The organism is Oribacterium sp. P9 (genome assembly GCF_046365365.1).
In the GTDB taxonomy this organism is placed as follows: domain Bacteria; phylum Bacillota; class Clostridia; order Lachnospirales; family Lachnospiraceae; genus Oribacterium.
Genome location: NZ_JBKEIS010000032.1, coordinates 1 through 6,796, shown reverse-complemented (window position 1 = coordinate 6,796; position 6,796 = coordinate 1). Strand labels below are relative to the sequence as shown.

Genomic DNA, 6,796 nt, shown 5'->3' with positions numbered 1-6,796 from the left:
TCTGTGTATTAATCGATCTTTGATTTTCAAGGTTCGTTGTGCTCTCGTCTCGCGACAGCTTGTATATATTAGCAAACCGTTTCGCTTTTGTCAAGCACTTTTTAAAATTTCTTTTTGTCATTCGCTTGAAAAGAATCTGTAAATTCGTTTCCCTCGCGGTGACTTGACATACTTTAACAAACATGACGTGCGCTGTCAAGCACCAATCTGAAATTCTTTTATTTTTTTTTACACTTCAGGTAACAGTTAGGCGGGGAGGGGCGGCAACGGAGGCCATACGCAGAGACCGTGTGAAATCAAGCCGGTCTCGGAGTACTGTGCCTCCGTTGACGCCCCTCCGGGACTCTACTTAGTTAAATTAAACTGGTACTCAGCTGGCGCATGCCTCGAAGATATGGACGAAGATATTCGCCTCCTTCAGATAGAAGAGCCAGGTCGTCGGATCGTTAAACTGCATCGCGATATGCAGGGTCAGCGGATTTTCCGGCAGGAAACTGATGACGATCAGAAAGATCCATACATAGACGATGGACTCCACGAGACCGAGTACGGCCCCCAGTGTCCGATTCATGAAGTTCAGAACCGGAAGTTCCGCTACACGCTGAAGGATCGCAAACGCAAGCTTCACGAGCAGCGTCACGACGATAAGAAGAAGTATGAAGGTGATCACACTCACAAGCATGCCGGTGATCCGATCTGCGATATAATCTGTCAGCTTATCCAGTCCCAGAAGCTGATAAAAAAGGTCAACACTCTCGCTTGCTGCGCTTTCCGCGCCTGCTGCCGACCCTTCTCCGAATGCGATCTTTTCCACGCGCTGTGCCACCAGCTCCCGCAGCACAGGATTCTGGTCGATCCAGGTCTGTACCGTCGGAAGAAGCATGCGCGTCGCAATCAGTGAAACAACGATCGATACGATATTCACCGACATGCGCACGAGCCCTTTACGGTAGCCATAGAGAAACATCGCGACCATAAATGCCGCCACGCCGATCTGCACCCATCCATTCATTACAATTGTTATTAATTCCGTCATCGCTTCTTCCTGCTGCATCATCGCCCTTCTGATGTATTCTATTTAAAATCCTTACAGCTGTTCAGACATAGTTAAGTCAAGGCGTAGCCCAGCGGACAGCAGCCGGAAACCATACAAAGAGGACGTGTGAAATCAGGCCGCCTGGAGTTCCTGGCTTAGATTTCACCGGCCTCATAAGTACTGTGCTTCCGTCTGCCGTCCACTGAGCTACGACTGAACAGTAAAGAAAAGGCGCCCCTCGTGGAAGAAGGGGCGCGCTGTATGCTGCATCAGCCGATAAAATTGTCTTCACGAAGAATCAGCCGGTTCTCCTTATCATACTTCGGATGGAACATGCCGGTCAGCTTCTTTCCGAGGCTCGGGGCCTCCGCCTTATCTGCCGCTTCCTCGATCAGCTCTTCCGCACTTTCCTTTGTAAGCTCGACACCATCCTCCTGCATCATCTCGATACGCTCATAGAGCGCCAGCACGGTCTTTCCGACGAGCACACAGTCGATTTCACGCGCATACTGCTGTGCATAATTCGCGAAGTCCTCGACGCTCATCTCCTGGTAGTAATCTCCCGGAAGCGGCTCCTCCTGTGCCGCTGCGTTTCCGGCTGCATCTGCCCCTTCTTCGGTCAATGCTTCCTCATCGTCCCCATCCGCGTCCGCTGTCTCTGCCGGGTAATCCACAGCATCTGCTGCGGAATCCACCTGGTTTTTCTGCGATTCAGCGTATGCACTGTCCACAGTGGAGGCTGCTGCCGCCACGGGAACTGCTGAGGTATCCACATATTTATCCGGTGCATCCACTTCTGCACCCCTATTCTCTGTTCCGTGCAGAGGGACCGGTGTGCGGTCTTCACTGAAGGAAGCCGCCGAAGACGGCTTCTGCACCGTCATTGAAGCTGCCGTCTCCTCGTTTTCCACGGCAGCGTCTGCCTGTACCGGTGCCTCGAGATCCACATCCTCGACGAGTTCATCCTCCTCTTCCTCGATGTCCGATACGAGATCGAACTTCTTGATGAAGAGCGGACGATCCTCTGCCATGCGATCGAAGTGGTCCATGACATCCACGAGCACAACAGAGCTCGAGTCTGTGAGTGTATCGATATAATCGCTGATTTCATCGACGACATCATAGGTCAGCGCACCAGCATTCTCGACGATCAGGTCCTTCCCTGCGATTTTTGGCACGAATGCCGCGAAGCCACGCTCGTTCAGTCTCGTGGCATCTGTCTTCGCAACCTTGAAATTAAATCCATAGAGATCATGGAAGTACTTGATTTCGTCGATGGCGATCTTCAGTCCATCCGCACGGGTCTTCGCCTCGATGATCATATGGTAGTTGTGGAGTTCTTCTTCCTTCCGTGGAATTTTATGAACTGCACTCTGGATGGCTTCCACCGCATCAGCGGCTGCACACTGCATATCATGATTGGATGTCTGTGTAGCACCCTGCGCTGAGGTAGAAGACGCCACGATCGGATCCGTTACAGCGGCCGTTGAAACAGTCGTAGCGGCGGCCATCGAATCAGCGGCTGTGGTATATGCAGGCTGGTCGCCTGCATTGGCTTCCGCGCTCTTCTGATAGATGGTCGCACTTTCCTCGGACGACGGCTGCACATCCTCGGATAACGGCGTGGTGATCGTATCTGTCGTGCCTTCAGACTGTGTTTCAGCTGCGAGCTCGGCATCAACTTCTGCCTTTACGACCGGACTCTGTGCTTCCACGAGATTTCCATCGGTATCAGCATACTCCTCGGATACCTTGCGGAGCTTCTCCTCATACTTGCTGCGGTTTTCCACGAGGTCCATCTGCTCCTTCGAAAGGGAGCGATACTGAAGCTTCAGCTCCATGGCCTTATCCACATACTGTCCGAGACCGAAGAGAAGCATGATTTTATCACAGGTGCGGACGCACGCATCCTCGCAGCCTGCTTCACTGTAAAGCTTCGCGAGGGTATAGAGCCACTCCTCGTCCACTTCCAGAGAGGTATACTCCTCGAGCGGTGCGATGAGCTGCTCAGCGCTGGCCCCCTTCGCCTTCAGAATCAGATAGCGGAGGAGAAACTGTCTGGAATCGTCCGGGCTCATCTCACAGAACTCGTGATAAAATTCCTGCGCATCCTGGAGATCGCCTGCCTTGACGGATATTTCAGCCAGCTTGTACAGAAAGCGTTTGCCGACCGGGGCACGCTCAAACGCCAGCAGAAGGATGTCCTTTGCTTCTTCATATTCACTGTTATGCTCATAGATATCCGCGACGTAGGAAAGAAGATTTGCATTTCGAACGCGACGCCAGTCGATCGTATCGGCGATCTGCATCGCGGTCTTATAGTCTCCCTGCTCTGCCATCTTGCGCATCTGCTCTGCTTTGATATTAAACTCGTACTTATCCATTTGGTTTTTCTCCTTAGGATCCTATTATAGCGTTATTCTTCCGTCCAGTGCACGAAGTAATGTAACCTCATCGATATTTTCGATATCACCACCCACCGGTACGCCGGAGGCGATTCTGGACACCTTGATGTTGAGCGGCTTAATCAGCTTCGTGATATAGGTCGCCGTGGTTTCTCCCTCGAGTGAAGAATTGGTGGCGATGATGACTTCCTCTACATCTCCCTGCAGGCGGGCCATCAGCTCCTTGAGACGGATGTCGTCCGGACCGATACCCAGCATCGGCGAGATGGCACCGTGAAGTACATGGTATACGCCCTTGTACTTACCTGTGCGCTCATAGGCGGACATATCACGGCTGTTTTCCACAACCATGATCTGCCTGTGGTCACGCTCCTCGGATGCACAGATCGGACAGATCTCCTGATCGGTGATCGTACAGCAGATCTTGCAGTAGTGTACGTTGTTTCTCGCATTTACGATGGCTTCTGCAAGCTCGGTCGCCTGCTCCTTCGGCGCATGGATGATGTGAAAGGCCAGGCGCTGTGCACTCTTCTGTCCGACACCAGGAAGCCGGGACAGCTCACTCACGAGTCTCGAAATATCCTTCGAAAAGTATTCCATCAGAGACCGAGTCCTCCGGTCAGCTTACCCATCTGGCTCTGCGAATCCTCGTCAGCGCTCTCCAGTGCCTGGTTTACAGCGGCGACGATCATATCCTCGAGGGTCTCTACATCCTCCGGATCCACAGCGTCCTTGTCCAGCTCGAGCTTCGTGAGTACCTTCGCACCTGTGACGGTCGCCTTCACTGCGCCACCACCGGCCTGGCCTGTGTACTCCTTCTTTGCAAGCTCTTCCTGGGTCTCCTCGAGCTTACGCTGCATACGCTGATACTGCTTCATAATGTTGTTCATATTCATACCCGGCATACCACCCGGGAATCCACCATGCTTCGCCATAAAAAACTCCTTTTCTTTTATCCTTCTGTTTCTACTTGCATATGGATCTTCGAAAGATCCTCATCGGTCACATAAACCGTTGCTGCCTCATTCTCTTCCGAGAGTACCGTCGAGAAGCGAATATCCTTATGGTACTTCTCTGCGACGATCCGACGAATCTCAGGGATGCTCGCCTCCTGCTCGAGGAGATGGGCCGTCGCCCGGCTTCTCGTCACGATCGTCATGCCGGATCGATCGCGATCCGGTCGCACATAGCTTTCATCCCGCAGGAGCGCTGCCGAAAGTACCGGGATGGTGATGGCCGCACAGATGCTTCTCCACTCTTTTTTCAGGAGCTGGAGATCCTCATACTGCGCGCGCGGGAGCGTCACCTTCTTCGGTGTGGAGGCCAATGCCGGCTGCGGAGCGACGTTGTTCTGGTCGCCTGCATTGGCGCTCGCTGCAGTTGCTGGAAGCGGGGTACCGGCCGGGAGGTTCCGAAGCGTACGCTGGATCTCCGCGAGGCGGGCATTCATCCCCTCCGCACTTGCATCTGTCTCCGGGTATGCGAGCTTCATGAAGCTCGTTTCAATCAGGATCCGCTTCTGTGTCGCATAGCGGAGCTGATTACTGAGATCACTCAGCATGCGTATATAGCGCATGAGCTCGACCGTCGAGAGAAGTGAAGCATCTTCCTTCAGGCGCTTCAGATTCTCGCTCGACATATCCACCAGACCCGAGAGGTCATCCACTGTGGAGGCGAGCAGCATATTTCGTGCATACATGACGAAATCCGAGACGAACTGGCTGAGCTCACGGCCCTGATCGATGACCTCGGCGACGAGCTGGAGTCCGTTCTTCACATCCTTCTTCGAAAGCGCGCGCACGAGATCTGAGAACACGGCGGTATCCACCGCGCCCAGGATGCTCAGCGCATCCTCATACTCGATCCGGCGGTCAAACTGGAAGGCGGAGCACTGGTCGAGCAGGGAAACGGCGTCTCGCATGGAACCATCCCCGGAACGTGCGATATAGTGCAGCGCTTCATCGGAAACCTGGATATTCTCTGCATCCGAAATTTCACGCAGTCTCGCAGCGATCGTATCCGTCGTGATGCGCTTGAAATCATAGCGCTGGCAACGTGAGAGAATCGTGATCGGAATCTTATTCGGCTCGGTCGTCGCGAGGATGAAGATGACATAGGATGGCGGCTCCTCCAGCGTCTTCAGAAACGCATTGAAGGCCGACTGGCTGAGCATATGTACCTCATCGATGATATAGACCTTATACTTACCATCGACCGGTGGATACTGGATCTTATCCCGGATCTGACGGATGTCATCGACACCGTTGTTGGAGGCTGCATCCATCTCTACGACGTTCATGCTTGACTCGCTGAGGATCGCCTGACAGCTCGGACACTCGTTGCACGGGTTTCCATCGATCGGATGCTCGCAGTTCACTGCACGTGCGAGGATCTTCGCGACGGAGGTCTTACCAGTTCCACGGGTACCGCAGAAAAGATAGGCATGCCCGATCCGCCCGGTCATGATTTGATTTTTGAATGACGCAGTGATGGCATCCTGGCCCTTGATCTCATCGAAGGTCCGGGATCTCCATCGCCTGTACAGTGCAGTATAACTCAATGAAAAACCTCTTTTGTTCTTATATGCATCCATCCGCTTATCCGTCGATCGATGTATGTACAGTCGATGGGAAGCGCCTATGAAATGCGGTTTCAGCTGCATAAAGCAGCGATAAGCCTGGTACGGCAATGTAAACTAATGAAGATTATACAAGGCCAGGTGGAGATTTTCAATTAAAACAAAAAGACCATCCATACGGATGATCTTCTGTGTCAGAGTTGCGGGAGAAGGATTTGAACCAACGACCTTCGGGTTATGAGCCCGACGAGCTACCAGACTGCTCCATCCCGCGATAATAGGTTTTCAATAGAATAATGGGGCCTACAGGGCTCGAACCTGTGACCCTCTGCTTGTAAGGCAGATGCTCTCCCAGCTGAGCTAAGACCCCATTCTGCTGAAAACAACAGTGAAACCTTAAAGGCTTCAAATGGATGGGGGTGGATTCGAACCACCGAAGTCAGTGACAACAGATTTACAGTCTGCCCCCTTTGGCCACTCGGGAACCCATCCAAATATGAAATTGTGATGTAAATCAGAAGATTTACAAACGACCCGGGACGGAATCGAACCGACGACCTCCGCCGTGACAGGGCGGCGCTCTAACCGACTGAGCCACCGGGCCATATCGTGCCTTGAAAACTGTACACCTGAAAAATATAGCAAATTATTTTTAGATTGTCAACATCAAACCTACCAGCACATCTACTGTCGTAGATGCCGCATACTCGTGATTGTGGAAGTAAACCTTCACGCTTCACTCGTCTTGCGCACATTGGATAAGCCCTCGACCTATTA

The 6,796-nt window shown here is 52.6% G+C and carries 5 protein-coding genes and 4 tRNA genes; all 9 read right to left on the bottom strand.

Translation table 11 applies throughout. The features are described 5' to 3' along the window. Positions 1-370 precede the first annotated feature (370 nt). Positions 371-1,054: a CvpA family protein gene (locus ACK8P7_RS10725; protein WP_410044190.1), complete on the bottom strand. Its 684-nt coding sequence runs from the start codon at positions 1,052-1,054 to the stop codon at positions 371-373. Positions 1,055-1,305: 251 nt separating this feature from the next. After that, complete coding sequence (locus ACK8P7_RS10720; protein WP_410044189.1) at positions 1,306-3,420, bottom strand: tetratricopeptide repeat protein; 2,115 nt, start codon at positions 3,418-3,420, stop codon at positions 1,306-1,308. A 24-nt stretch (positions 3,421-3,444) separates the two neighbouring features. After that, positions 3,445-4,041: a recombination mediator RecR gene (gene recR / locus ACK8P7_RS10715; RefSeq protein WP_410044188.1), complete on the bottom strand. Its 597-nt coding sequence runs from the start codon at positions 4,039-4,041 to the stop codon at positions 3,445-3,447. Next, complete coding sequence (locus ACK8P7_RS10710) at positions 4,041-4,376, bottom strand: YbaB/EbfC family nucleoid-associated protein (protein ID WP_410044187.1); 336 nt, start codon at positions 4,374-4,376, stop codon at positions 4,041-4,043. The genes recR and ACK8P7_RS10710 overlap by 1 nt, the downstream gene beginning before the upstream one ends. Positions 4,377-4,393: 17 nt before the next feature. After that, the gene (dnaX, locus tag ACK8P7_RS10705) at positions 4,394-6,001 is read right to left on the bottom strand and encodes a DNA polymerase III subunit gamma/tau (protein ID WP_410044186.1); all 1,608 of its coding nucleotides are present in this window, start codon (positions 5,999-6,001) and stop codon (positions 4,394-4,396) included. 218 nt (positions 6,002-6,219) lie between these two features. Next, a tRNA-Met gene (locus ACK8P7_RS10700) sits at positions 6,220-6,293 on the bottom strand. A gap of 23 nt (positions 6,294-6,316) precedes the next feature. After that, positions 6,317-6,389 (bottom strand) — tRNA-Val (locus ACK8P7_RS10695). Positions 6,390-6,429: 40 nt separating this feature from the next. Next, a tRNA-Tyr gene (locus tag ACK8P7_RS10690) sits at positions 6,430-6,511 on the bottom strand. Between the two features lie 38 nt (positions 6,512-6,549). Next, positions 6,550-6,623: transfer RNA gene (locus tag ACK8P7_RS10685), tRNA-Asp, on the bottom strand. Positions 6,624-6,796 lie beyond the last annotated feature (173 nt).